The following is a 26,201-nucleotide window of genomic DNA, read 5'->3' as shown; positions in this document are numbered from 1 at the left end:
GATGGCCCCATCTAGGGGAAACTTTCTGCCTTCGCTAGGTTGACGCTGGGACGCCGCAGGTCTAGCGGGCGAGCCTTAGCGACATCGCCAGACCCCTTGCCAACGGAGCGCCCCCAATCATGGCCGACCCCGCACTTTCGCACGCGCCCAAACCAGATGGTGCGACGCCAAAAGGTGCGACCGGAGTCCTTGTTCTTGCGGATGGATCGGTTTCGTGGGGACGCGGCTTCGGTGCCGTCGGCTCCTCGGTGGGCGAGGTGTGCTTCAACACCGCGATGACCGGATACCAGGAAGTGATGACCGATCCTTCCTATGCCGCGCAGATCGTGACCTTCACGTTCCCGCACATCGGCAACGTCGGCGTGAATTCCGAGGACATCGAAAGCGCGGGCGTGCCCGGCGCGATCGGCTGCGTGGTGCGCGAGGACGTGACCGACCCCGCCAACTTCCGCGCCACCGGCACGTTCCAGCGCTGGCTGGAAGTGCAGGGCAAGATCGGCCTTGCCGGGATCGACACCCGCGCGCTGACCCGCCGCATCCGCATGTCCGGCGCGCCCAACGCGGTGATCGCGCACGATCCCGAAGGCAATTTCGACATCGAGGCGCTGGTCGAGCGCGCGCGTTCGTGGCCGGGCCTCGAAGGCATGGACCTTGCCATCAAGGTCACCCGCGAGGCGCGCGAGCAGTGGGACGGTTCGATCTGGAAGCTGGGCGAGGGCTACACCAAGCCCGAAGGCACCGGTCGCCCCCACGTCGTGGCCATCGACTATGGCGCGAAGGACAACATCTTCCGCAACCTGGTGAAGGCCGGGGCCGACGTCACCGTCGTGCCGGCGGAGACCAGCGTGGACAAGATCCTCGAGCTGAAGCCCGCGGGCGTGTTCCTGTCGAACGGCCCGGGCGATCCGGCGGCGACCGGCGCCTATGCCGTGCCGGTGATCCAGAAGCTGCTCGAAATGGACATGCCGATCTTCGGTATCTGCCTTGGCCATCAGATGCTGGCGCTCGCCGCGGGCGCCCGCACCACCAAGATGCACCAGGGCCATCGCGGCGCGAACCACCCGGTCAAGCGGATCGAGGATGGTGTGGTCGAGATCACCTCGATGAACCACGGCTTCGCGGTCGACAACGCCCCCGGCGCGCTGGGTGAGAACGTGGTCGAGACGCACGTGTCGCTGTTCGACGGCTCGAACTGCGGCATCGCGGTGAAGGGCAAGCGCGCGTTCGGGGTGCAGTACCACCCCGAGGCGAGCCCGGGGCCGCAGGACAGTTTCTACCTGTTCGAGAAGTTTGTCGCGTCGCTCGGTTGAGCGGCTGATTTGAGATATTCCTGCCCGGCACGACATTCATCGTGATCCGGGTGTCGAGACACGAGAGCGAAAATGCCCAAACGCACTGACATCTCCTCGATCCTGATCATCGGCGCCGGGCCGATCATCATCGGCCAGGCTTGCGAGTTCGACTATTCGGGCACGCAGGCGGTGAAGGCGCTCAAGGAAGAGGGCTATCGCATCATCCTGGTGAACTCGAACCCCGCGACGATCATGACCGATCCGGACATGGCGCACGCGACCTATGTCGAGCCGATCACCCCCGAAGTCGTCGCCAAGATCATCGAGAAGGAGCGGCCCGACGCGCTACTGCCGACGATGGGCGGGCAGACCGCGCTCAACACTGCGCTGGCGCTGTTCAACGACGGCACGCTCGACAAGTTCGGGGTGCAGATGATCGGTGCGAATGCCGATGCAATCGACAAGGCCGAGGACCGCCAGCGCTTCCGCGAGGCGATGGACAAGATCGGGCTGGAATCGGCGCGTTCGGGCGTGGCCCACACCATCGAGGAAGCGCTCGCCGTACTGGAACGCACGGGGCTGCCTTCGATCATCCGCCCCAGCTTCACCATGGGCGGCACGGGCGGCGGCATCGCCTACAACAAGGAAGAATTCGTCCAGATCGTGAAGGGCGGGCTCGAAGCCAGTCCCACGACCGAAGTCCTGATCGAGGAATCGCTCCTCGGCTGGAAGGAATACGAGATGGAAGTCGTGCGCGATCGCAACGACAACGCCATCATCATCTGCTCGATCGAGAACGTCGATCCGATGGGCGTCCACACGGGCGATTCCATCACCGTCGCGCCGGCGCTGACGCTGACCGACAAGGAATACCAGATCATGCGCAACGCCAGCATCGCGGTGCTGCGCGAGATCGGCGTGGAGACCGGCGGATCGAACGTGCAGTTCGCGGTCAATCCCGCCGACGGGCGCCTGATCGTGATCGAGATGAACCCGCGCGTGTCGCGCTCGTCGGCGCTGGCGTCGAAGGCGACGGGCTTCCCCATTGCCAAGGTCGCGGCCAAGCTCGCCGTGGGCTACACGCTCGACGAGATCACCAACGACATCACCGGTGCGACGCCGGCCGCGTTCGAGCCGACGATCGACTACGTCGTTACCAAGATCCCGCGCTTCGCCTTCGAGAAGTTCAAAGGTGCCGAGCCGCTGCTGGGCACGGCAATGAAGTCGGTCGGCGAAGTCATGGCGATCGGCCGCAACTTCAAGGAATCGCTGCAGAAGGCGCTGCGTGGCCTTGAAACCGGGCTCGACGGCTTCAACCGCGTGGTCGAGCTGGAAGGCGCCAGCCGCGACGAGATCAAGGCAGCGCTGAGCCGGGCGACGCCCGACCGCCTGCTGATCGTGGGCCAGGCCTTCCGCGAAGGCTTCAGCGTGGAAGACGTCCACGCGATCACCAAGTACGAGCCGTGGTTCCTGCGCCACATCGCCGAGATCATCGCCGAAGAAGCGAACGTCCAGGAAAACGGGCTGCCGGTCGATGCGGCGGGCATGCGCAAGCTGAAGGCGATGGGCTTTTCTGACAAGCGGCTGGCGACGCTGGCCGTGCGCTCGGTGGGCGTGGCCGGCGGCCTTGGCGAAACGCAGGCCAAGCGGTCCGGCCTGCTCCACGACGTGATCAGCGCGATGGCCGGCGCGACGAGCGAAGCCGAAGTGCGCAAGCTGCGCCACAAGCTGGGCGTGCGCCCGGTGTTCAAGCGCATCGACAGCTGCGCGGCCGAGTTCGAGGCGGTTACGCCGTACATGTACTCGACCTACGAAGGCGCGCTGTTCTGCGAGCCGGAGAACGAGGCGGCGCCGTCCGACCGCAAGAAGATCGTGATCCTGGGCGGCGGTCCCAACCGCATCGGCCAGGGCATCGAGTTCGACTACTGCTGCTGCCATGCGTGCTTCGCACTGGAGGATGCAGGGTTCGAGACCATCATGGTCAACTGCAACCCCGAGACGGTCTCGACCGACTACGACACTTCGGACCGGCTCTATTTCGAGCCGCTGACGGCCGAGGACGTGCTCGAAATCCTCGAGACCGAGAAGTCGAACGGGGAGCTGGTCGGCGTGATCGTTCAGTTCGGCGGGCAGACTCCGCTGAAGCTGGCGCAGGCGCTGCAGGATGCAGGCATCCCGATCCTGGGCACCAGCCCGGATTCGATCGACCTTGCCGAAGATCGCGAACGCTTTGCCGCGCTGGTGGAGAAGCTGGGCCTGCTCCAGCCCGCCAACGGCATCGCCCGTAGCCGGGAGGAAGCGATCGCGGTTGCCAGCCGGATCGGTTACCCGGTGCTGATGCGGCCGAGCTATGTGCTCGGCGGGCGAGCGATGGAAATCGTCGACAGCCAGGCGCAGCTCGAGGACTATATCCAGACCGCGGTGAAGGTTTCGGGGGACAGCCCAGTGCTGATCGACCAGTACCTGCGCGATGCGATCGAGTGCGACGTCGACGCGCTGGCCGATGGCGACCAGGTCACCGTCGCCGGCGTGATGCAGCACATCGAGGAAGCGGGCATCCATTCGGGCGACAGCGCCTGCACGCTGCCGCCCTACAGCCTGCCAGCCGAAATCATCGCCGAGATGGAGCGCCAGGCGGTGCTGCTCGCCAACGGCCTGTCGGTGCGCGGCCTGATGAACATCCAGTTCGCGGTGAAGGACGGCAAGGTCTACCTGATCGAGGTGAACCCGCGCGCCAGCCGCACCGTGCCGTTCGTCGCCAAGGCGGTGGGCCAGCCGATCGCCAAGTTCGCGGCGCGGGTGATGGCGGGTGAAAAGCTCGCCGATCTTCCCGCGATCAAGCGCGACATCGACTACATGGCGGTGAAGGAAGCGGTGTTCCCGTTCGCGCGCTTCCCCGGCGTAGACCCGGTGCTTTCGCCGGAGATGAAGTCGACCGGCGAAGTCATGGGCATCGACAGCAACTTCGCGGTCGCCTTCGCCAAGGCCCAGCTTGGCGCGGGCGTGAAGCTGCCGACGCAGGGCACGCTGTTCGTTTCGGTGAAGGACAGCGACAAGCCGGTGGTGCTGCCGGCGGTGCAGAAGCTGGCAAACCTGGGCTTCAAGATCGTCGCCACGGGCGGCACGGCGGGCTACCTTTCCGAAAACGGCGTGGCGGTGGAACGGGTCAACAAGGTGGCCGAAGGGCGTCCGCATATCGTCGACCGGATCATCGACGGCGAGATCGCGCTGATCTTCAACACCACCGAGGGCTGGCAGAGCCACAAGGATTCGCAATCCATCCGCGGGTCTGCGCTGACGGGCAAGATTTCCTACTTCACCACGGCAGCGGCTTCGGTCGCGGCGGCGGAGGCAATCGAGGCGCTGAAGAGTGCCGACCTTGCGGTCCGTTCCCTGCAGGATTATTATCTCTGAGCTTCCACGGGTCCCCCCGCACGTACCGGATGTGAAGTCCCGGGCCGCATTGTGTGGTCCGGCGGGGAACGGTTTGCCCCGGCCAGCGTAGCGTCTTGAACGCCCGCTTGCGCCAAGGGTTTGAAAGGAAAAGGAATACTGATGGCCAGTATCGAAAAGCTGCCGATGCTCCAGGAAGGCTATGAAAAGCTGACCTCCGAGCTGAAGGCGCTGCGCGAAGAGCGCCCGAAGATCGTTGACGCCATCGAGGAAGCGCGTGCGCATGGCGATCTTTCGGAAAATGCCGAATATCACGCCGCCAAGGAGCGCCAGGGACAGGTCGAGGCGACGATTGCCGACCTGGAGGACAAGATCAGCCGCGCGCAGATCATCGATCCAACCACGCTGTCGGGCGACCGGATCGTGTTCGGAGCGACGGTGACGCTGCTCGACGACGACGACAAGCCTGTGCGCTACCAGATCGTGGGACAGGCAGAAGCTGACGCGAAGCTTGGCAAGATCAGCTACAATTCGCCGCTCGGGCGCGCGCTGATCGGGCGCAAGGTCGAGGACGAGGTCGAAGTGACCGTGCCTTCGGGCGACAAGTTCTACGTGGTCGAGAAGATCGAGTTCATCTGAGCTTCGACATTCGAACGCAAATGGAAAAGGGCCCCGGAAGCGATGCTTCCGGGGCCCTTTTCCATTCCGCCAAGAGATCAGGCCTTGGGCAGGTCCGGTTCAAGAAGGCGATGGAGATGCACGATCACGTAGCGCATTTCCGCATCGTCGACCGTACGCTGCGCCGCGCCGCGCCAGGCGTCTTCGGCGCTGGCATAGTCGGGGAAGACGCCGACGACGTCGATGGCCTTGAGATCCACGAATTCGAGGGCCTGCGGGTCCTTGACCCGACCGCCCATCACCAGGTGCAGCTTCTGCATGTCGCGATTGTTCCTTGAGGGGAGGAAGATTCGCCTGCGCCACTGGCAAAAGTGCTGGTCGGTGGCAAGAGCACCGAAAGTCGTAGCGTAAGATTTGTGAAACAAGGAACGCGGGGAGACGATGCCGCTCCCCGCGTCCGCAAGAGTTGATCGTCGATCAGTGCTTCACGCGATCCTTGAGATCGTTTGCGCGCTTGAGCGCTGCTTCACCCGCATCGCGCAGGGCACCCACGGCGATCTCGGCAAAGTCGGCGGCGCGCTTTTTCGCCTCGCTTGCGCCATCGCCGATCCTGCCGCCGACGCTGCCACCGATATCCTCGAGCTTGTGGACGCCTTCGCGGCCCTTTTCGGCGGCCTTGGTGGCATAGGCGAGGGCGAGTTCGGCGCCGAGCGCGGCGAGGGCCGAGGCGCTTTTGCCCGCCTTCTTCACCGGCTCTTCCTGCGTCTTCGAACCGCGCGGAAGCATGCGCGCGACGATCGCGCCGACAAGGATGCCACCGGCAAGCGCGGCGACCGGATGTTCATGGATTACGCCCTTGACGGTCTCGACGCTGGAGCGGGCGACGTCGCGGGCCTTGGCGGCGTCGAGACGATCACGCAGGCGGGACGCGGTTTCTTCGGTCACGGGAGACTCCTGTGTCTGTATGCGATTGGCCCCGTTCGGAGCGGTTTGGCCCGGTCAACGCCGGTCGACGTAATCGGTAACGGCCTCGGCGACATCCTGTGCCACTTCCGCGATGGGCCGACGGAAGAACCATCCGACCAGCGCCGCAAAGGTCAGGCCGATGACCGCCTTGTTCTCGGTTGCGACATCGCGGGCGGTATCGATGATGTCGACAACCTCGTCCGCCGCCTTGTCCTTGATCCGCTGGCTGATCGAGCGGGTATCAAGCGCATCGCGCAAGGCTTCGACGTCGGAGCGGACCTGGCTCCATGCTCGTGTGCGCAGTGCGCGCAGCTCGGCGTATTCGCTGGCCGTGGTCATGCCTTGCTCCCGTCCTTGCCGAGGAGGACGTCACGCGCCGCGCGATAGCGCGACACCGCGCTCACGAAGCAACCTATAGTGCCCACCAGCAGCACGGCGGCGACGATCCCCAGCGCACCCCACGGTCCGACCAGCGGCGTGAGGGCGAGAAGAAGGCCGACGACCAAGGCCACCAGAAAGAAGAACGCCAGAAACAGCGTTGCCACCAGAAGGAGTGCGATACCCTTGGCGCGACCGAGCACATATCCGACGCGCGCTTGCTGGAAGGCGATCTCGGCCTCGAACAAGGTCTGACCGTCTTCCAGCAATGCGCGGATGCCATCGCCCAGCGCGAAGTCGCGCGCACCCCTGGGCGCGCCGGCTTCGCTGCCGGGCTGGCCTTCGCTGTCCATCATGCCCGCAGCCCTTTGCCTGCGTGCATCAGGCGTCGGACTTGTCGGAACCGCCGAACAGGCGCGCAAGGGCGAAGCCTGCCACCGCCGCAATGCCCACCGCGATCGCCGGGCTCTTGCGCACGGCTTCCTTCAGGTCTTCGCCCAGCTCGGCAAAGTCCTTGGCTTCAAGGCTCGCCGCCGTTTCCTGAACCTTGCGCGCGGCAGTGCGGGCATAGTCGCCATATTGCACGCCAAGCTTTTTATCGATCGTTTCGGCCGTGCCGGAGATGGTCTGGCCAAGCGTCACCAGCGCATCGCTGGCCTTGGTCTTGCCGACCTTGGCGAGTTCCACGCCCTTTTCCTTGGCCTGGGTGGCATAGGCGCCGGCCTGTTCCTGCCAATCGCTGGCGGTGCTGGCGGCCTTTTCCTTGGCATCGGCTGCACGAGAGGCGGCTTCGTCCTTGAGCGCCGCAGCGCCAGCCTTGGCTTCCTCTATCGCCTTGCCGAAACGGGTCTTGGCGTCGGCCAGGCCTTCCGCTGCACTGGCCTTCACGTCGTTCGCCGTGGCCTTGATGTCTTCTGCCGCGTTCTTTGCGCCTTCGGCCGAAAGCACGGGCGTTGCACTGTCGCTCGAGTTGGTGTCAGCCATGGGTCGGTTCCTCTGATTGATGCGGCCAGTCCCGGACGGGAGAGGGACAATAGACAATTGTGGCTATTATTGCGCGCAAATGTTGCACCTGCGCAATAGCCGGTGTTCAAGGCTCTCAACGCGGCTTGCTAGCGCGGGTTCCACCCGATAGGAGCCGCAGCCGAGGCCCGGACCCGGCCACCGTTCCACGCCTCGCCGCCCGGCGAGATTGCCCACCTGAGGGGGAGCCACCATGACCGCGATCATTGACATCCACGCCCGCGAAATTCTCGACAGCCGTGGCAACCCCACCGTTGAAGTCGACGTCCTGCTCGAAGACGGCTCGTTCGGCCGCGCCGCGGTGCCTTCGGGCGCTTCGACCGGCGCGCACGAAGCGGTCGAACTGCGCGATGGCGACAAGGGGCGCTACCTCGGCAAGGGCGTGACCAAGGCGGTCACCGCCGTGAACAGCGACATCGCCGAGCTGCTGACCGGCCTCGACGCCGAAGACCAGCGCGACATCGACCTTGCCATGATCGAGCTCGACGGCACCGAAAACAAGGGGCGCCTCGGCGCCAACGCGATCCTTGGCACCAGCCTTGCCGTGGCAAAGGCGGCGGCCGATGCCCGCGGCCTGCCGCTCTACAGCTATGTCGGCGGGGTTTCGGCGCACGTCCTGCCGGTGCCGATGATGAACATCATCAACGGCGGCGAGCACGCCGACAATCCGATCGACTTCCAGGAATTCATGATCATGCCGGTCGGCGCGCCGTCGCTCGCTGAAGCCGTGCGCTGGGGCGCGGAAGTGTTCCACACGCTGAAGAAGGGCCTGCACGAGAAGGGCCTCGCCACCGGCGTGGGCGATGAAGGCGGCTTTGCGCCGAACATTGCCAGCACCCGCGATGCGCTCGATTTCGTGATGGCCTCGATCGAAAAGGCGGGCTTCAAGCCGGGTACCGACATCGTGCTGGCGCTGGATTGCGCCGCGACCGAGTTCTTCAAGAACGGCAAGTACGAGATCAGCGGCGAGGGCCTTTCGCTGTCGCCCGAGGCCATGGCCGACTACCTCGCCGCGCTGTGCGACGCCTACCCGATCAAGTCGATCGAGGATGGCATGAGCGAAGACGACTTCGAAGGCTGGGCCGCGCTGACCGCCAAGGTGGGCAAGAAGGTGCAGCTGGTGGGCGACGATCTGTTCGTGACCAATCCCAAGCGCCTGACCATGGGCATCGGCAAGGGCCTGGCCAACTCGCTGCTGGTGAAGGTCAACCAGATCGGCACGCTGACCGAGACGCTGGAAGCGGTCTCGATCGCGCAGCGCAACGGCTACACCGCCGTCATGTCGCACCGTTCGGGCGAGACCGAGGACGCGACCATCGCCGACCTCGCCGTTGCCACCAACTGCGGCCAGATCAAGACCGGATCGCTGGCGCGCTCGGACCGTCTTGCCAAGTACAACCAGCTGATCCGCATCGAGGAAGAGCTGGGCAAGAACGCACTCTATGCCGGTGCAGGAGCCTTTGGGCGTCTGGCGGGGTAAGGTCGCACTGCCAATTGAAATCAGGAAGGGGCCGCCCGTCGGGGCGGCCCTTTCTCTGTAAACAGCTTGGAAGTCCGCTCAGCCTGCGTGCATGTGTGCCCTGAACTTTGCCAGCATGTCGCGAAACGTCAGCTCGGCATCCACATGCGTGTAAACGCGCATTGGCCGGGTCGCTGGATTGTCCACGTATTGACCGTCAGGTTCGATGCGGGGTGTTGGCATGCGGACGTAGGTGCTCGAAGCGGGATCGGGCTGAAACTGGGTGACAAGTGCCGTGAGCGTCACGAGCGGGCTGTCGCCCAGAACGTACGTTTCTGTCGGGGGGATCGGCGGGATTCCGGGGATACTCGCCATGATCGCGCTGACCTTGTCGACCTGCGCCTTCAGGTAGGCACCGAGTGGCCCGAGCGTCGCGAGCTCTTCGATTTCTGCATTCGGAAACAGCATCTGGCGGTACGCGTCGCGCGGAACCTGCCAGATCTCGATATCGGAATCGTTGAAGATCACTTGTGCGGCCAAGGGATCGATCGAGAAATTGAACTCTGGTTCAACGGCGCCGGGTGGAGCGTTGGCAAGACCCGCATGTTCGGAGCCGCCAATCCACACAAGCTTCAGTCGCTTCCCGATCCGAGGTTCCACCAACCATGCGAGCGCAAGATCGGTGAGCCCTGCGCCGACGCAATAGATGAGCGGCTCGGCGGTGTCTTCGCGCATGGCTTCGCGGACGATGGCAGCGGTGGAGGATGCGGGCCTCCAGGCTTTGCGATCGAAGATTGGCGCATCCGCACCGGCCACGATCGGCGGCGCCGGCAGTCGCATCAGATCGACAAGCTGTTGAGCCTTCGCGGCAGCTGCCTTGCCGGTGGGGACAGGGGCATCGGGTCCGGCAAAGGGCATGGCCGGAAGATGCGATCCGACGATCAGCGAGATGCGCAGGGACTTGCAGAGCAGATGGTGCGCCAGTTGGAACAGGCCGTCGGGATCACCTGCAAAATCATTGTCGAGGATGACCCGCGCGAGCCGAGGCGCCTCGGCGTTGGCGCCGCTTCGAAGCGCGAGCGTGGTTGCAACGGCCGCTCCTGAACCGATTACGCCGCGCCTTGTGAACGCCATCTGCAAGTCCTCCTCTCAAGTCGAATTGTGTACGCACAGTGGCGCTGCGAAACGATTGAGGAAAATTGCTCTTGCGAGGTGATCATTAGTCCTAGCTACGAACCGGTATCAGCGGATGACGGTCTGCTTCCCCTACACCTCGTTTTTGGCCTGTTCCGCGAGTTCTTCCTGTTTCTCGATCTGGCGCTTCTTCGTGGGGCTCAACAGGTATTGCCATACGCCCCAGGCGTTGATCGCGAGCAGCAGCGCGTTCTGCACCACTATGGGCATCGTGTCGTGAAGCAGGCCCGAGGCAATCCACGCCACCGACACCGCGACGAACAACGCGAAGCCCCAGCCGGTCCAGCGCCGGCCAAGGTCCGCGGCGATCATTCCAGCGGCGATGATGGCGCCGATCGCGCCGAACCATGCAAAGGGCCCGTTCATGGTGCAACCAACTGATAAATAGATATTTCAGTTCCGTTGCGCGCAACCGATTTAAGCAATCAATTAAATCCTCTTCACAAGAGGGTGCGGCTCTGCCAGCATGGGCTTGGGAGAGCATGATGACACAGTTTCCGAAGTCCCCTGCCGAGGTTACCGCGCCTTGGCTCGAAGACCGCCTGCGCAGTTCTGGCGCGCTTGGCGAAGGCCGCATCACCGGTGTCGAATGGGTATCGATAGGTACCGGACAGGTCGGTGACACCGCGCGTTTCACGTTGACCTACGAGCCTGCCGGGGCAGGCCCGGCGACGGTCGCGGCCAAGTTCGCTTCGACCGATGCCACCAGCCGCTCCACCGCAGCGATGTTCGGGCTCTATCGCAAGGAAGTGAACTTCTATCGCGAGCTGGCGCCCAACATCGACGTTCGCACAGCGAAGATCTACGGATCCGAGCTGACCGAGGATGGCGCGGACTTCATCCTGCTGTTCGAGGATCTGGGCCCGTGCCGCGGCGGCAACCAGCTGGCAGGCTGCACGCTGGAGGACGCGCGCCACGGCGTGAGGCAGGCGGCTGCATTGCATGCGCCGACGTGGAATGCGCCGTGGCTGGCAGAAGCACCCTGGCTCCAGCCCGCGCCCGGCACGCAGGAGCAGATGATCGCGCTTTATCCGCAGGCGCAGGCGATCTTCCGTGAACGCTACGCCGACACGCTCGAGCCGGAAATGATGGCCGTCTGCGAGCAGCTCAACGATCTGATCGACATATACTTCACGCGCCTGCCCACCGACTTTTCGGTCACGCATGGGGATTACCGGCTCGACAACATGCTGTTCGACGTCCGCGGCGGCGAGAATCCCATCGCGGTGGTCGACTGGCAGACGACCGGGATCGGCTGTCCGCTCAACGATCTCGGCTATTTCCTCGGCTGCGGCATCGGCAGCGCGGTGCGCCGCCCGCACGAGGACGAGCTGATCGAGCTGTACTGCGCCGAAATGACTCGGCGCGGCGTTCCGCTGACCCGGGCCGACATCTGGGACCGCTACCGCGTCGGCGCGCTGCATGGCGTTTCTACCGCGGTGTTCAGCGCCGCCTTCGTCGTCCGTACCGAGCGCGGCGATGCCAACTTCCTGTCGATGGCGCGCAACTCGTGCGAGCTGTGCCTCGATCATGACAGCATCGGCGCCCTCAAGCGCCTGACGGAGACTGTGTGATGTTGACCAAGGGTGACGATTTCCCGCTGCACCAGACGCCCGAGCCGATCGCCTATTCGGGTACGGATCGCAATTTCTACGACCGCTACTTCTTCAACGGGTACGCTCCGGATGGAAGCGGGTTCTTTGCCGTGGCCTTCGGCGTCTATCCCCACCTCAACGTCGCCGATGCGAGCTTCTGCGCGGTGCGGGATGGCAAGCAATACAACCTTCACGCCTCGCGCGAACTGGGGATGGAGCGGCTCGATCTCGTCGTCGGGCCGATTTCGATCGAGGTGGTCGAGCCGCTCAAGCAGCTCGTCGTTCGCGTCGATGGCGAAGGGATCAAGGCCGAGGTGCGCTTCACCGGCCGCGCCTTCCCGATCGAGGAGCCGCGCTTCGTCTTCCGCAACGGTCCGCGCACGTTCATGGACTACACGCGCCTGACCCAGAACGGCCACTACACCGGCTGGATCGAGATCGACGGCGTGCGCGAGGAACTGGCCGCCGGAACCGCCGGCACGCGCGACCGCAGCTGGGGCGTGCGCCCCGTCGGCACGAGCGACACGCAGCCGCATGCCGGCAACCAGGTGCCGTCGTTCTTTTGGCAATGGACGCCGATCAACCTGCCGACGCGGTCGGTGTTCTATCACATCAACGCCGATGTTCACGGATCGGCCTGGAACACCCGCGCGGTGGTGGCCCCCGATGGCGCGCATCACGACGGCTTCTTCGAAACGCCTTCGGGCACGATGGTCTCTCCCATGGAGAAGGGCACGCGCTGGCCGGCTTCGGGCGAACTGACCGTGCAGGCGCCCGACGGGCCCTTGACGCTGACGTTCGAGCCTTTGGTCCGCTTCCAGATGAAGGGCCTCGGTTACACCTCGCCAAAGTGGGGGCATGGGTTGTATCATGGACCGCTCGAGATCGAGCGGGAGGACTTCGTGCTGGGCCAGATGGACCCGCTTCAGATGGACAACCTGCACGTCCAGATCGTCAGCCGCGTGACCACGTCGGCCGGCGAAGTCGGCACCGGCGTGTTCGAACAGCTGGTGATCGGCCCTTACAACCCGTGGGGCCTGACCGGCTTCACCGACGGCGGCTGAAGCCTTGGCGCGGGGTCGGCACAAGCGCAGGGCAGGGGCGCGGCGTGGACCGCTGCTGCTGGCCATCGGGCTCGGCGTGGTGGCCGGGCTCGGCTCGACCTGGTGGGTGATGAAGCACGGCTCTGGCGGCGAGTTGCATGCGCACTGGGCCGGCAACCGCGTGACGGGCGCCACCGATGCCGATCCCTGGACGCGGGCCCAGGTCGCGCTGACCGGGCTGCTCGCGCTCAACCGCAGCCAGGCGATCTATTTCCGGCGCGACGTCGACGACAGCGGCGCGCGCCTCCGGGCAGACTGCCGGTACCGCGTCAGCGGTGGCGCCTTGCCCGGGCGATGGTGGTCGGTGACGGTCTATGCGGCCGACGATTACCTGCCGCTCAATGACGACGATGCGCTCTCGTTCGATGCGACCGAGGTTCGACCCGATGCGAAGGGCAGGTGGAGCGCAACCGTGTCGCCGGCAAAGCCGGGCGAGGGCGCCTGGGCATCGAGCCGCAATGCCGGGAATTTCGACCTGACGCTGCGGATCTACAATCCGAGCCTCAAGGCACAGGGTGACTTCGCCTCGATTCCGTTCCCCAAGGTGGAGCGGATCGATTGCGGCAAGGGGGCGGGGACATGAAACGCGCGCTGATCCTCGTCGCGGCCTTCCTGGCGACGGCGCTTGCCGTTCATGTGATCACGGTGTTCGTCGCGCCGCACGCGATCATGGCGGTGGCGATCCGCAAGCTGGGACAGGATGGCAAGGCGGTTAACGCGTTCCAGTTCTCGCGTCGGACAAGCTCGCAGTCGCGCGCCATCGTCCGGCCTTCGCCCGACCTTGCCTACGCCAGTTGCGTCTACGACCTCGATAGCGGTCCGCTGCTGGTGAAGGCGGCACCGACTCCCGGCGGGGGTTACGCGTCGATCTCGGTCTTTGCCGGCAACACCGACAACATCGGGGTATTCGATACGATCAGCCATCCCGACGGCATCCGGTTCGTGCTGGCACGTGCCGGCGAGCCGCTGCCCGATGCAGCCGTCAGGCTCGCTTTGCCCGTCGTGCTCTCGTCTTCGCGCCAAGGGGTCATCCTCGACCGGCGTCTGGCCCCGACGGCGGAAACCTTTGCCTTGGCCGACAAGGCGCGGCGTGCGGATTCGTGCGCGCCGCTGCGCTAGACAGAGAACACAGCGCGCGCGGCATGCGCTGAAGTGCGCCGTGTTTTCACGTCGCTTGTGCGCCACCCGGACCAGACGCCGCCGTCCCCGACCGCCACGAGTCGTTCGACTCGTGCGATCTACGGGGACTAACGGATCATCGACTCACGGATCGGGGTCGAAACTTCCCTTGGTGGAGGGCGAAGTCCGGGTGAATTTTATCTGATCTGTGAGGGTATTCCGACCAAAGTCGCGAAGGGCGTGAAGCTCCTGCCGCTACGGAACACTTTCGTGTTAATTATCCGGTTGACAAGTTGCCCGTCTCAATATGTCTTTGCGGCAGGGGACCTGCGAAAAAGACGGGCCCCGCTGGAGAGAGAGGTCAGAAAGATGAGGGGCAAGCTTACCCTGCTTGCGGGCGTGTGCGCCGCAGCCGTTACCACTCCGTCATTCGCGCAATCGGCCCAGGCGGGCGCGAGTTCGGGGGTCGAGGAAATCATCGTTACCGCGCAGCGCCAGTCGCAGCGCCTTCAGGATGTTCCGATCGCGGTCAGTGCGTTCACTGCCGAAGGCATCGAAAAGCAGCAGATCAAGAATACCAGCGATCTTCAGCTGACCCTGCCGAACGTCACGTTCACCAAGACCAACTTCTCGTCCGCCTCTTTCACCATCCGCGGCATCGGCGACCTTTGCGTCGGCGTCACCTGCGACAGCGCGACCGCCATCCACCTCAACGACGCCCCGCTCGGCGGTTCGACCCGTCTGTTCGAGGGCGAATTCTACGACCTCGCGCAGATCGAAGTCCTGCGTGGTCCGCAGGGAACGCTGTTCGGGCGCAACGCGACGTCGGGCGTGGTCAATTTCCGCACCGCCAAGCCCGATCTCAACAAGTTCGGCGCCAATGGCGAGGCGGAATACGGCAACTACAACTCGATCAAGGTGAAGGGCGCGCTCAACGTGCCGCTGTCCGACACCTTCGGCGTGCGCCTTGCCGGGTTCTATCTGGACCGCGACGGCTATACCAAGAACCTGTACGACAACAGCCGCATCGACGATCGCCACATGTTCGGCCTTCGCGGCTCGGTCACCTGGGAGCCGACGCCGACCACCACGGTCGACTTCATGGCGCAGTACTTCAAGGAAAACGACAACCGCCTGCGCATTCAGAAGCAGTTGTGCGATAACGATCCGACGGGCATTCTCGGCTGCCTTAACACCTCGTACGGCTATGGCACGACCAACGCCAATTCGACCGCCGGTTCGATCCTCATTTCGAAGCAGTTCCTGGCGCTGAACGGTCTTAGCAGTCTCGGCCTCGGACTGACTGACGTTTATGGTAAGAACATCTACCAGAACGTGGTCAATCCGACCGACCCGCGCGTGGTAAACACCGATTACAAGCCCTACTACAAGGCTGAGGAACTGATCCTTCAGGGCCGCATCAACCAGAAGCTGGGTGACAAGTTCAACCTGCGCATCACCGGGCAGTATTCGAAGGTCAAGAACGACTCCGGTCAGGATTACAACCTGTCGGTTGGCGATGCATCGGTCTACGCAGCCGGCCTTGCCCGCTTCGAGGCGGCTGCACTGGGTGCCTATGACGGCTTCCTGCCGGGCTTCTCGAACTACATCAAGCCGGCCTACAACGCGCTTCTGCCCAAGGGCCTTGCCGGCGGCACGTATTGCACGTCGCTCGGCGATCCGAGCAACACCGGCGTCTATGGTGGACATGCGCTCTGCGCGTCTACTCCGGAAGACTTCGACCGCTCGACGCTCGATACTTCGCAGTGGTCGGCGGAAGCGGTGCTGACCTCGGATTTCGACGGTCCGTTCAACTTCCTTCTGGGCGGCATCTATTCGCAGGCGCACGTCACGGATGCGAGCTACTACGTCAACTCGTTCCAGCTTGACTATGCGAGCGCCCTGCTGGGTGCGGCAACGGCCTATTTCCGTGGGCTTCCGCCGTCGTATATGGGCTCTCCTAACTTCCATTCGGACTCCACCGACCTGCGCCTCAAGAGCTACGGTCTGTTCGGTGAAGGCTACGTCAAGTTCAGCGACAAGGTTAAGCTGACCGTCGGTCTGCGTCTCAACCACGACGACAAGAAGAACCGGGCCGCCACCACGCTGCTCAGCGCGCTGGTCCCCTATGGCACGGCCAACTTCGACGATTCGCCGTATGCTGCGGGCTTCGACGGGGATCCGTCGGCTTCGAACCCGGGCGTGCAGCGCTTCCAGGAGCGCCAGGTCAAGTTCACGCGTCTGACCGGTCGCGCCGTGCTTGATTTCCAGATCACGCCGGACAACCTGCTCTACGCTTCGTACTCGCGCGGTTACAAGTCGGGCGGTATCAACCCGCCGCTGTCGGCTGAAGTTGCGGCGCAGGTTCCCGAAACCTTCAAGCCGGAAAGCGTCAACGCCTTCGAAATCGGTTCGAAGAACACGTTCGCCAACGGTGCGATGCAGCTGAACGTCACGGCGTTCTACTACAAGTACAAGCAGCTGCAGCTGTCGCGCATCGTCAACCGCACGTCGGTGAACGACAACATCGATGCCGATATCTGGGGTGTCGAAGCCGAGGCGGTGTTCCGTCCCAGCCGCGACATGTCGATCAACGCCAACTTCAGCTACCTGAACACCAAGGTGACGACCGACAAGCCGATCTCGAACTCGCGCGATTACGGTGGCGGTCGTGCGGACGCGGTGATCATCAAGGACCTGACGACGGCTGCAAACTGCGCGGTCGCCTCGAAGTCCGGCAACGCCGCGATCACCAACGCCTACGTCAATGCCGTCAACGACGTGCTCAGCGCGGCAACCGGCGCGGGTCTGCAGCACACCACGACCTTCCCGTCGAACGGTGGCATCGCTTCGACCGGGGCGTTCTCGGTGTGTAGCGCCATCGCCAGCGGGGTTGGCGGGGTTGTGCCCAAGCCCGACGACGTCGTGTTCTACGGCTCTGGCGTGCCCAGCAGCGTGAAGGGCAACCATCTGCCGGGCGCTCCGACGATCAAGTTCTCGGCGGGCGTGCAGTATGACTTCCACATCGGCGATCTGACCCTGACGCCGCGTGCGGACCTTGCCTTCACCGGCGAATCCTACGGCAACATCTTCAACGGCAACGTCAACAAGGTTCCGGCCTTCACCCAGGTGAATGCCCAGATCCAGCTCGACGGGCCGGACAAGAAGTGGTTCATCCGCGGCTTCGTCCAGAACCTCACCAACAACAACTCGATCACCGGTCTGTACGTGACCGACCAGTCGTCGGGTCTGTTCACCAACATCTTCACGCTGGAACCGCGTCGCTACGGCGTCGCCGCGGGCTTCCGCTTCTGAGCGTGACACAGGGATAACAGGGGCCGGTCCAGCCACGGGACCGGATGAACTGGCGCCGGGGGGCAACCTCCGGCGCTTTTATTTGCATGCTGGAGCAACAAGGCAGAGTGCCTGCGGGATGGCGGCTTCATATATCGCAAGGGCGGTGCCGCCGCCTCCCCGGGCCTTCAGGGCATCGGCGCGTCGTTCTCAGGTAAAAGCGGCTTGGGGCAGGCCCGATCCGTCATACACCGGCTGCTTGAGGTCGACGCGGTACTTGTTGACCTCGGCCCCGGTCATGCCGGCATCGGCGAGGTATCCGGCCATGTCGCGGTAGAGCGATCCGTCGAGATGCGCCTGAAGATCTTCGACGCGCTCCCATTCCTCGAACACCCAGACGCGATGGGTCTGCACCGGGTCTGCCGTCCAGACGTAGTGGACGCAGCCCTGTTCGGTATAGGTCGGCGCGATCAGGTGCGTGGCGCCTCGCACGATCGCGCTAGCGTCCTTCCCCTCGAAGTCGATCCAGCCCCACAGGGTGATACGTTCCATAGCCTTGGCTCCTCTCGCTGCGGCGCTGTGCCGGGCCACGGCGATAGACCTCGATGCGACCGCGCGAACCGCATCTTTTCGTCAGGGCTGGGGAAGGGTGGTGGACGCACTAGGGCTCGAACCTAGGACCCGCTGATTAAGAGTCAGCTGCTCTACCAACTGAGCTATGCGTCCGTATCCCGATCGGGATGGCTGCCTTGGGGCAGGAAGGGATGGTGGACGCACTAGGGCTCGAACCTAGGACCCGCTGATTAAGAGTCAGCTGCTCTACCAACTGAGCTATGCGTCCATATCCCGTCTCGGCGTTGGTGCGCCGGGGAGCCGCCCCCATAACGATTCTGGCGCGCCTGCCAAGGGGGAAATTGAAAGTTTTCTACAGCAGCCCGGTGCTGCCACGGCGCGACCAGCGGTCCACGGCCATGATCGTGCCGATGCAGATCATGTTGGTCATCATCGACGATCCGCCGTGGCTCATGAAAGGCAGCGGAATTCCGACCACGGGCGCAAGGCCCATGACCATCATCAGGTTGATGCACATGTAGAAGAAAATCGTCGTGACCATGCCCGCCGCCAGCAGGCGCGAGAACCGGTCGGGCGCGTTGGTTGCGACCTTCAGTCCCCAACGGAAGACGAGGAAGAACACGGCGAGCACGAACAGGCCGCCGATCATGCCCCACTCCTCGCTCATCGTCGCGAACACGAAGTCGGTGTGCGCTTCGGGCAGGTAATCGAGGTGGCTTTGCGAGCCGTTGCCGAACCCCTTGCCGAGAAGGCCGCCCGAACCGATCGCGATCTTCGACTGGGTGATGTGGTAGCCCGAACCCAGCGGATCGCTTTCGGGATCGAGAAACACCAGCACGCGCTTGCGCTGATAGTCGTGCAGCAGCGTGAAGAACGCGATCGGCGCCGCAACCGCGCCAGCAAGCGCGCCCCCGATGAACAGGCGCAAGGGAAGGCCTGCCAGGAACATCATCACCACCGCACCGAAGCTGATGGCAAGCCCGGTGCCAAGGTCGGGCTGCAGCATCACGAGGCCTGCAGGGAAACCCAGCAGCAGAAGCGCCGGCACGATCGCGCGCCAGCCGTTGATCTCGCCAACGGGCAGCACGGAGTAGAACCAGGCGAGCACAAGCACGATGCCGGGCTTCATCAGTTCCGAAGGCTGGAGCGTCATGAAGCCGAGGTTCAGCCACCGCTGGCTCCCGCCGCCAATCCCCCCGATCAGTTCGACGAGCACCAGCAGGACGCACAGGATCACGTAGATCGGCAGCGCCGCGCGCTTGAACCATTCCTGCGGCACCCGCGCGATCGTGGCGGCCATGACCAGGAAAACGATGAAGCGGGCAACGTGCATTCCGGCCCAGGGGCGGATGTTTCCCCCGGCCGCCGAATAGAGCACGAGGCTGCCGAACACGACGAGCGCGAACAGCGGCAGGATCACCCGCCAGGGCTGCCGCGCGATGATCTGCGGGATATAGGCGCGCTGCATCGTTGGCTCAGGTCCCTGGCAGCGGCGTTGTGCCGGGTGCGGCGCCGGCGCCGGGCGCAGCAGCGGGCGCTGCGGGCGAGGGGACGACGATTGGCGCAGGTTCGGGTTCGGGCGCGGGCGCGGCGGCATCGGTCTGCGCCGCGGTCGGTTCGGGCGCAGGCTTGTTTTCTGCCGCAACTTCCTCCGCCGCCTGGTCCTCGTCCGGCGCGGCAGGCGCGCTGGCGCCGAACCGGGCGGCATAGGCATCGTACTTGGCGCGCATCCGCGTGCGCACATCGCCGCCCCACTGCTTTTCGTATGCCTCGAGCGCTTCCATCGCCTTGGCCGGGTCGAAAAGGTACGTCATCACATCGCGAGCGATGGGATACGCGGCGGGGCTGCCGCCACCGTGCTCGATGACGACGGCACAGGCAAAGCGCGGCTTGTCGAATGGAGCGAAGCAGATGAAGTGGCCGTGGTCGCGATGCTTCCACTGGCCGCCCTTGCCGTTGCCGATGTTCAGCCCAACGACCTGCGCGGTGCCGGTCTTGCCCGCCATCTGCACGTTGGCGAGCGGCAGGCGGGCGTGCCCCGCGGTGCCGCGCCCGTTCACCACCTCGTTCATGGCCGAATGGATCAGGTCGAGATGTTCCTGCTTGAAGCCCATCGACGGCGCGCGCGGCGCATTGCGATCGAGCAGCAGGCGCGGCTTCAACTCAAGTCCCGAGGCGAGGCGCGAAGCCATCACCGCCTGCTGCAACGGATTGACCAGCATGTAGCCCTGGCCGATCGTTGCATTGACGGTGTCGTAGATCGCCCACTCCTTCTTGTACTTGCGCAGCTTCCACGCAGGATCGGGCACGGTGCCATAGGACTGCCCAGGATAGGGCATCTCGAATTCCTGGCCGAGGCCGAGGCGGCGCGCCATCTTCGCGATCGTGTCCATGCCGATCTGTTGCGCGAAATGGTAGAAGTAGACGTCGCACGACTGGTAGATGCCCTTGGCCATGTCGACGCTGCCGTGGCCGCGATGGTTCCAGCAGTGGAACACGCGATTGCCTACGCGCAGGCCACCGGCGCAGCCGACGCTGGCATTGGGGTCTAGCCCGGCTTCGAGGAACGAGAGCGCCACCATCGGCTTTACGGTCGAGCCCGGCGGATAGAGGCCGCGCAGCACCTTGTTGCGCAAGGGCACGTGGTCGTCCTCCGACAGCATCTTCCATTCGATGCGGCCGATCCCGTCGCTGAACGAGTTGGGATCGAAGCTGGGCATCGAAACCATCGCCAGCACATCGCCGGTGGCGCAGTCCATCACCACCACCGAGCCGCTTTCGAGGCCGATGCGCCGTGCGGCGTAGTCCTGCAGGCCGGCGCGGATGGTCAGCTGGATCGGCTTGCCCGGCACGTCCTCGCGCGTGCCAAGGTCGCGCACCACGCGGCCCGACGCCGTCGCCTCGACGCGGCGGGCGCCGGGAACGCCGCGCAGGCGCTCCTCGAAGTGCTTTTCAAGGCCATCCTTGCCGATCTTGAAGCCGGGCGTGATGAGCAGCGGATTGCGTTCGCGCTCGTAGTCCTCGGCCGAGGCGGGGCCGACATAGCCGACGAGGTGGCCGACCGAGGGACCGGTGGGATAGAACCGCGAATAGCCACGCTGCGGGATAACCCCGGGCAGTTCGGGCAGGCGCACCGAGACGGCAGCGAACTTGTCCCAATCGAGGTTCGAAGCGACTTCGACCGGCTGGAATCCGCGCGCCTTGTCCAGCCGGGTCTTGATGTCGCTGACCTTGTCGGCGGTCAGGCCGAGCAGCGGCCCGAGCGTGGCGAGCGTGGCGTCGGCATCGACCACCCGGTCGGGAATCAGGTCGACGCGGAAATCGGCACGATTGGCGGCCAGGGCAGCGCCGCGCCGGTCGATCACCCAGCCGCGCCGCGGCGGGATCAGCGTCAGGTTGACGCGGTTGCTTTCCGAAGCGGCGCGGTACTTGGCATTCTCCGCCACCGACAGGTAGCCGAGACGCGTGGCGAGCAGCACGCCCACCGCCGCCTGCGCCGTGCCGAGCACGAACGTGCGGCGTTCGAACTTGTTGGTGAGGATTGCCGAGGTCATCGGCAGCTTCTGCTTCACCGGCGTCAGATCCTCTTGAGCGGCAGCAGGCGCAGGCGGTCGATCACCGCGACGATGCGGGTGACAGGCGGGAACAGCACCACGGCAAGAAGAAGCTGCGGCCCGATCGTCATGGGCAGCGGATAGCCGGCTGCAAGGCCGGCGAAGCCCGCCGAAAGCAGAAGATAGGCGGCGAGCAAGGCGGCGCCGGCCAGCCAGTCCTGCGCAAAGCCGCGCCACAGGAAGCGCGCGTCGATCGCCTCCATGGCCAGCATCGCCCCGGAAAACAGCACGATGCCGCTGCCGAACGGCTGCCCGCTGAACAGGTCGTCCCAGGCGCCGAGCGGCAGGCCGGCCCAGACCGGCAGAAGCGTCGGGCGCAGCATGCGCCAGCCGAGCAGCATCATGAAGGATAGGGGCGGCAGCACCGGGGCCGACGCGATGATCGGTGAAAAGCTGGCCATTGCGGCGAGCATGATCGCAAGCCACGGCAGCCCTACCGCCAGCAGCGGCGACGGGGCCCGGTTGATCGGGTTGCGCACCCGCGCGGCACCGCCGGCGAAGCGGCCACCGATCACGGCTTTTCGTCCTCGGGCGGGGGCGGGGCTGCCTTCTGGGTGGCTTCCAGCGCGCTGACCGCTGTCGGTTGATACATCGGCAGGACCAGCACGTAGTCGGCGTCCGAAGGATCGCTGGCGAGATGCCCGGTCGCGCCATCGCGATGCGGTTCGGTGGCGACCGCGACCGGAATGCCCGGCGGATAGATGCCGCCCGAACCCGACGTCACGAAGACATCGCCCTTGTGCAGCGGGTTGATGCCCGAATTGATCAGGCGAATGTCGATGCGTCCATTGGCGCCGCCCTGGACGAAGCCCGGCAGTCCATCGCTGGCGCGTCGGACGGGCACCACGTTGTCGGGATCGGTGACCAGCAGGATCCGAGCGGTGTCGGGTCCGGTCTCGATCACCCGGCCGATAAGCCCGCCGCCTCCGCGAACGGGCTGGCCCTTGCTGACGCCTTGGCGACTGCCGACCGAAAGCACCGCGAAACGGCGCGAACTGGATGCGGTGGAGCCGATCAACCGCGCCGCCGCAATGGGGCGGGGCTGGGTTTCGGCAATGCCGAGCAAGACCTTGAGCCGCCCGTTCTCGGCTTCGATCGCGCGCATCGCCACGGCATTGGCGCGGGCTGCGGCGACTTCGCGGCTGAGTTCGGCGTTCTGGCGCCCGGCGTTGAGATAGGCGCCGATCGCGGCGAAGATGCCCTGGCTCGCCACGCGCGTTTCCGCCCCGGCCACGCCCAGCGGGCGCGCCACCTCGGCGGCACTGGCGCGCGCAAACGAGAAGGCACCGGGGTTGAACAGCGACACGACAAGCAGCACCGCGCCCAGCAGCACGCCGGCCACGGCGACCACGTAGCCGGTGAAGATCCCGACTTGCGCCCTGCGCGAAAAGCCCGGGCGCCTGTCCTGCGACCGCGCCATTGTCATCACCCCTTCGTCACCGCCGCCGACTGGCGCGCAGGTCTTGCCAGACGCAACGCACCCTGACGACTGAACCTGCGGTTTACGCGGTCATCAACACGCCGCGATAGATCGGATCTTCCATGGCACGTCCAGTGCCAAGCGCGACGCAGGACAGCGGATCCTCGGCCACGGAGACCGGCAGGCCGGTCTCTTCGCGCAGGTGTTCGTCAAGCCCGCGGATCAGCGCGCCGCCGCCCGTCAGCACGATACCCTGGTCGACGATGTCGGCCGCCAGTTCGGGCGCGGTGTTTTCCAGCGCGATGCGCACGCCTTCGACGATCGCGCCGATCGGTTCGGACAGCGCCTCAGCCACGTTGGCCTGGGTGATCGTGATTTCCTTGGGCACGCCGTTAACCAGGTCGCGGCCCTTGATGTGGATCGTCTCGCCAATGCCGTCGGCAGGCACAGTGGCGATGCCGTAATCCTTCTTGATGCGCTCGGCGGTCGCTTCGCCGATCAGCAGGTTGTGGTGGCGGCGGACGTAGGAAACGATCGCTTCGTCCATCTTGTCGCCGCCGACGCGCACGCTGGTGGTATAGGCAAGACCGCGCAGCGAAAGCACCGCGACTTCGGTGGTGCCGCCGCCGATGTCGACGACCATCGAGCCGACCGGCTCGGTCACCGGCATGTCGGCGCCGATCGCGGCGGCCATCGGTTCAAGGATCAGGTAGACCTGGCTGGCGCCGGCGTTGCTGGCCGCATCGCGGATCGCGCGGCGTTCGACCGAGGTCGAGCCCGAAGGCACGCAGATCACGATCTCGGGATAGCGCAGCAGGCTCTTCTTGCCGTGCACCTTCTGGATGAAGTGCTTGATCATCGCCTCGGCGACTTCGATGTCGGCGATGACACCGTCGCGCAAGGGGCGGATGGCCTCGATGTTGTCGGGCGTCTTGCCCATCATCATCTTGGCGTCGTCACCGACCGCCTTGACCTTCTTGATGCCATTCAATGTTTCGATGGCGACGACGGAAGGTTCATTCAGAACAATGCCGCGATCTTGCACGTAAACCAGCGTATTGGCCGTGCCGAGGTCGATCGCAATGTTCTGGGAACCGAACTTGAAGAATCGGGAAAACATCGAAGCCATCAGGGAATCCGTCGAGAATCAGGGGGTTTGCGCAAAAGCAATGCGCTTCCCCCTCCAGAAGTGAGCGTCCAGCGAAGGCGGCTCATTAGCGCAAGCCCTGCGCAAAACCCAATATTTTGTGCGAGGTCGAAGGGGATAAGTCGCACCGCTTGTCTCGAATTTTCGCACGCTCGTCGCTAGGATTGTTCGGAGCCATGTCGCAGCCTCCGCAAGCCTTGCCATCCCGCACCATTCGCCGCCTGCCCGAAACGCTGGTCAACCGCATCGCGGCGGGCGAAGTTGTCGAGCGGCCAGCCTCCGCGCTCAAGGAACTGGTCGAGAACGCGATCGATGCGGGCGCTTCGGCGATCACCGTGCGCCTCGGCGAAGGGGGCCTCGCGCTGATCGAGGTGACCGACGACGGCTGCGGCATGCGCGCCGACGAAATCGCGCTCGCGCTCGAACGCCATGCCACCAGCAAGCTGCCGGACGAAGCGATCGAGATGGTGGCGACCCTGGGCTTTCGCGGAGAGGCGCTACCCTCGATTGCCTCGGTCGCGAGGGTGACGATCGAAAGCCGCAGCCGCGAAACCGGCGAGACCTGGAAGCGCGTGGTCGATCACGGCGCGCTCCTGTCCGAAGGGCCTGCCGCGCTGCCGCCGGGCACGCGGGTGCGGGTCGAAGACCTGTTCGGCAAGATCCCCGCGCGCCGCAAGTTCCTGCGGTCCGCGCGCAGCGAATGGGCGGCCAGCCTCGACGTCGTGCGTCGCCTCGCCATGGCGCGCCCCGACATCGGCTTCACGCTCGAACACGACGGGCGCCGCGCGCTTCAGGTCCAGCCGGGCGACAGTCTCGAGGCACGCGTCGCGCTGCTCGTTGCGCGCGAACTGAAGGACAATGCGGTCGCGGTCGACCTGGAGCGCGGGGAATATCGCCTCGGCGGCGTTGCAGGCCTGCCGACCTACAATCGCGGCATGGCCGATCACCAGTACCTGTTCGTCAATGGCCGCCCGGTGAAGGACAAGCTGATGGTCGGCGCGGTGCGCGGCGCCTATGCCGACATGCTGGCGCGTGATCGCCACGCGGTGCTGGCGCTGTTCCTCGACGTTCCGCCAAGCGAAGTCGACGTCAACGTGCACCCGGCGAAGACCGAGGTCCGCTTTCGCGATCCGCAGCTGGTGCGCGGGCTGATCGTCTCCGGGCTGCGCCATGCGCTCGCCGCCGGGGACAAGCGCAGCGCGCAGGCGCCCGATGCCGCCGCGATGGCTTCGTGGCGTTCCGAGCCGATCAGCACGCCGACATTCACGCCAGGCGCGCCCGTGCAAGGCAACATCTTCGCCCCCGCGCCGCAGCGTCTGTCCGAAGCCGGCCAGGCCTGGCGCGGGTACGAGGCAATCGTCATGGCGCCGCCGGTGGCCCGCGCCGAGGAGGCATCGGTGCCGGTTCCGCAAGCGGTGGAGCATCCGCTCGGCGTCGCGCGCGGGCAGGTCGCCAACACCTACATCGTCGCCGAAGCCGCCGACGGGCTCGTGCTGGTCGACCAGCATGCCGCGCACGAACGGCTGGTGCTCGAACGGTTGCGCGCGGCCGGGGCGGGCGCGGGCGAGGCGCCCAGCCAGGCCCTGCTGATCCCCGAAGTGGTGGAGGTGGAGGAACTCGCTGCCGACCGGCTCGAGGATGCCGCGCCCAAGCTTGCGCGTTTCGGACTGCTGCTCGAACGGTTCGGTCCGGCCGCCGTGCTGGTGCGCGCCGTTCCCGCCGCGCTCGCCAAGGGCGATCCCGCGGCGCTGGTCAACGATGTGGCCGACGATCTCGCCCGCCACGGCGATGCGCTGCTGCTGGAAGAAAAGCTCGATCTCGTGCTCGCGACGATGGCCTGCCACGGCTCGGTGCGCGCGGGGCGGCAGCTGTCGGTGCCGGAAATGAACGCCCTGCTGCGCGAGATGGAAGTCACTCCGCGCTCCGGTCAATGCAACCACGGCCGGCCGACGTGGGTGAAGCTCGCCCATGGCGACATCGAGAAGCTGTTCGGGCGCAAGTAAGCGCCCCGGC

Annotated in this window: 23 protein-coding genes and 2 tRNA genes; 10 read left to right on the top strand and 15 right to left on the bottom strand. The window is 65.2% G+C overall.

Features of this window, described 5'->3' with window-relative positions; genetic code table 11:
* Window positions 1-119 precede the first annotated feature (119 nt).
* From carA to greA, 3 genes are all read left to right on the top strand, one after another.
* Window positions 120-1,310: a glutamine-hydrolyzing carbamoyl-phosphate synthase small subunit gene (carA, locus tag AACH40_RS09730; RefSeq protein WP_338642249.1), complete on the top strand. Its 1,191-nt coding sequence runs from the start codon at window positions 120-122 to the stop codon at window positions 1,308-1,310.
* A 72-nt stretch (window positions 1,311-1,382) separates the two neighbouring features.
* Window positions 1,383-4,706 carry a carbamoyl-phosphate synthase large subunit gene (gene carB / locus AACH40_RS09725; protein ID WP_338642248.1) on the top strand — a complete coding sequence of 1,108 codons (3,324 nt, stop codon included), beginning with the start codon at window positions 1,383-1,385 and terminating at the stop codon, window positions 4,704-4,706.
* A 141-nt stretch (window positions 4,707-4,847) separates the two neighbouring features.
* Window positions 4,848-5,324 (top strand): transcription elongation factor GreA, encoded by a 477-nt coding sequence (greA, locus tag AACH40_RS09720; RefSeq protein ID WP_169492866.1) that lies wholly within the window; start codon window positions 4,848-4,850, stop codon window positions 5,322-5,324.
* Window positions 5,325-5,401: 77 nt separating this feature from the next.
* Here the strand turns inward: greA and AACH40_RS09715 are convergent, their stop codons facing one another.
* The 5 genes from AACH40_RS09715 to AACH40_RS09695 all read right to left on the bottom strand — a co-directional run bounded on the left by AACH40_RS09715 (window position 5,402) and on the right by AACH40_RS09695 (window position 7,631).
* Window positions 5,402-5,623: a DUF4170 domain-containing protein gene (locus AACH40_RS09715; RefSeq protein WP_169492865.1), complete on the bottom strand. Its 222-nt coding sequence runs from the start codon at window positions 5,621-5,623 to the stop codon at window positions 5,402-5,404.
* A 157-nt stretch (window positions 5,624-5,780) separates the two neighbouring features.
* A complete protein-coding gene (locus AACH40_RS09710) occupies window positions 5,781-6,248 on the bottom strand; it encodes a hypothetical protein (protein WP_338642247.1) in 468 nt (155 codons plus the stop codon).
* A gap of 54 nt (window positions 6,249-6,302) precedes the next feature.
* The gene (locus AACH40_RS09705) at window positions 6,303-6,608 is read right to left on the bottom strand and encodes a hypothetical protein (RefSeq protein WP_338642246.1); all 306 of its coding nucleotides are present in this window, start codon (window positions 6,606-6,608) and stop codon (window positions 6,303-6,305) included.
* On the bottom strand, window positions 6,605-7,003 hold the full coding sequence (locus AACH40_RS09700) for a phage holin family protein (protein WP_338642245.1): 399 nt from the start codon (window positions 7,001-7,003) through the stop codon (window positions 6,605-6,607). The genes AACH40_RS09705 and AACH40_RS09700 overlap by 4 nt, the downstream gene beginning before the upstream one ends.
* A gap of 25 nt (window positions 7,004-7,028) precedes the next feature.
* Complete coding sequence (locus tag AACH40_RS09695) at window positions 7,029-7,631, bottom strand: hypothetical protein (RefSeq protein ID WP_338642244.1); 603 nt, start codon at window positions 7,629-7,631, stop codon at window positions 7,029-7,031.
* A 232-nt stretch (window positions 7,632-7,863) separates the two neighbouring features.
* Here AACH40_RS09695 and eno point away from each other — a divergent pair, with 232 nt between their 5' ends.
* Entirely contained in the window at window positions 7,864-9,150 is a 1,287-nt protein-coding gene (gene eno / locus AACH40_RS09690; protein WP_169492861.1) for a phosphopyruvate hydratase, read from the top strand.
* A gap of 78 nt (window positions 9,151-9,228) precedes the next feature.
* On the opposite strand, the gene AACH40_RS09685 is transcribed toward eno, so the two are convergent.
* A complete protein-coding gene (locus AACH40_RS09685) occupies window positions 9,229-10,263 on the bottom strand; it encodes a nucleoside hydrolase (protein ID WP_338642243.1) in 1,035 nt (344 codons plus the stop codon).
* A 132-nt stretch (window positions 10,264-10,395) separates the two neighbouring features.
* Window positions 10,396-10,689: a hypothetical protein gene (locus AACH40_RS09680; RefSeq protein WP_338642242.1), complete on the bottom strand. Its 294-nt coding sequence runs from the start codon at window positions 10,687-10,689 to the stop codon at window positions 10,396-10,398.
* 116 nt (window positions 10,690-10,805) lie between these two features.
* Here AACH40_RS09680 and AACH40_RS09675 point away from each other — a divergent pair, with 116 nt between their 5' ends.
* From AACH40_RS09675 to AACH40_RS09655, 5 genes are all read left to right on the top strand, one after another.
* Window positions 10,806-11,897 (top strand): phosphotransferase, encoded by a 1,092-nt coding sequence (locus tag AACH40_RS09675; RefSeq protein WP_338642241.1) that lies wholly within the window; start codon window positions 10,806-10,808, stop codon window positions 11,895-11,897.
* Entirely contained in the window at window positions 11,897-12,982 is a 1,086-nt protein-coding gene (locus AACH40_RS09670; protein ID WP_338642240.1) for a hypothetical protein, read from the top strand. Before AACH40_RS09675 ends, AACH40_RS09670 begins: the two co-directional genes overlap by 1 nt.
* Window positions 12,983-12,986: 4 nt before the next feature.
* Complete coding sequence (locus AACH40_RS09665) at window positions 12,987-13,604, top strand: DUF1214 domain-containing protein (RefSeq protein ID WP_338642239.1); 618 nt, start codon at window positions 12,987-12,989, stop codon at window positions 13,602-13,604.
* Window positions 13,601-14,140, top strand: coding sequence for a DUF1254 domain-containing protein (locus AACH40_RS09660; protein WP_338642238.1), 540 nt, complete (start codon window positions 13,601-13,603; stop codon window positions 14,138-14,140). The genes AACH40_RS09665 and AACH40_RS09660 overlap by 4 nt, the downstream gene beginning before the upstream one ends.
* A 369-nt stretch (window positions 14,141-14,509) precedes the next feature.
* A complete protein-coding gene (locus AACH40_RS09655) occupies window positions 14,510-17,455 on the top strand; it encodes a TonB-dependent receptor (RefSeq protein ID WP_169492855.1) in 2,946 nt (981 codons plus the stop codon).
* A gap of 189 nt (window positions 17,456-17,644) precedes the next feature.
* Here the strand turns inward: AACH40_RS09655 and AACH40_RS09650 are convergent, their stop codons facing one another.
* The 8 genes from AACH40_RS09650 to AACH40_RS09615 all read right to left on the bottom strand — a co-directional run bounded on the left by AACH40_RS09650 (window position 17,645) and on the right by AACH40_RS09615 (window position 24,170).
* Window positions 17,645-17,986: a putative quinol monooxygenase gene (locus AACH40_RS09650; protein ID WP_338642236.1), complete on the bottom strand. Its 342-nt coding sequence runs from the start codon at window positions 17,984-17,986 to the stop codon at window positions 17,645-17,647.
* A 98-nt stretch (window positions 17,987-18,084) separates the two neighbouring features.
* Window positions 18,085-18,160 (bottom strand) — tRNA-Lys (locus AACH40_RS09645).
* 39 nt (window positions 18,161-18,199) lie between these two features.
* Window positions 18,200-18,275, bottom strand: a tRNA-Lys gene (locus tag AACH40_RS09640).
* Between the two features lie 84 nt (window positions 18,276-18,359).
* Window positions 18,360-19,475 carry a rod shape-determining protein RodA gene (rodA, locus tag AACH40_RS09635; RefSeq protein WP_338642234.1) on the bottom strand — a complete coding sequence of 372 codons (1,116 nt, stop codon included), beginning with the start codon at window positions 19,473-19,475 and terminating at the stop codon, window positions 18,360-18,362.
* 7 nt (window positions 19,476-19,482) lie between these two features.
* Window positions 19,483-21,561: a penicillin-binding protein 2 gene (mrdA, locus tag AACH40_RS09630; protein ID WP_338646030.1), complete on the bottom strand. Its 2,079-nt coding sequence runs from the start codon at window positions 21,559-21,561 to the stop codon at window positions 19,483-19,485.
* A 23-nt stretch (window positions 21,562-21,584) separates the two neighbouring features.
* A complete protein-coding gene (locus AACH40_RS09625) occupies window positions 21,585-22,136 on the bottom strand; it encodes a rod shape-determining protein MreD (RefSeq protein ID WP_338642232.1) in 552 nt (183 codons plus the stop codon).
* Window positions 22,133-23,041, bottom strand: coding sequence for a rod shape-determining protein MreC (gene mreC / locus AACH40_RS09620; protein ID WP_338642230.1), 909 nt, complete (start codon window positions 23,039-23,041; stop codon window positions 22,133-22,135). The genes AACH40_RS09625 and mreC overlap by 4 nt, the downstream gene beginning before the upstream one ends.
* Window positions 23,042-23,123: 82 nt before the next feature.
* On the bottom strand, window positions 23,124-24,170 hold the full coding sequence (locus tag AACH40_RS09615) for a rod shape-determining protein (RefSeq protein WP_169493551.1): 1,047 nt from the start codon (window positions 24,168-24,170) through the stop codon (window positions 23,124-23,126).
* Window positions 24,171-24,364: 194 nt separating this feature from the next.
* Between AACH40_RS09615 and mutL the strand changes: the two genes are divergently transcribed.
* Window positions 24,365-26,191 (top strand): DNA mismatch repair endonuclease MutL, encoded by a 1,827-nt coding sequence (gene mutL / locus AACH40_RS09610; RefSeq protein ID WP_338642229.1) that lies wholly within the window; start codon window positions 24,365-24,367, stop codon window positions 26,189-26,191.
* Window positions 26,192-26,201: the final 10 nt, after the last annotated feature.

This window comes from Novosphingobium olei (assembly GCF_037076535.1).
Taxonomy (GTDB): Bacteria; Pseudomonadota; Alphaproteobacteria; order Sphingomonadales; family Sphingomonadaceae; genus Novosphingobium; species Novosphingobium olei.
The sequence above is the reverse complement of the archived record's forward strand: the minus strand, read 5'-3'. Positions and strand labels throughout refer to the sequence as shown.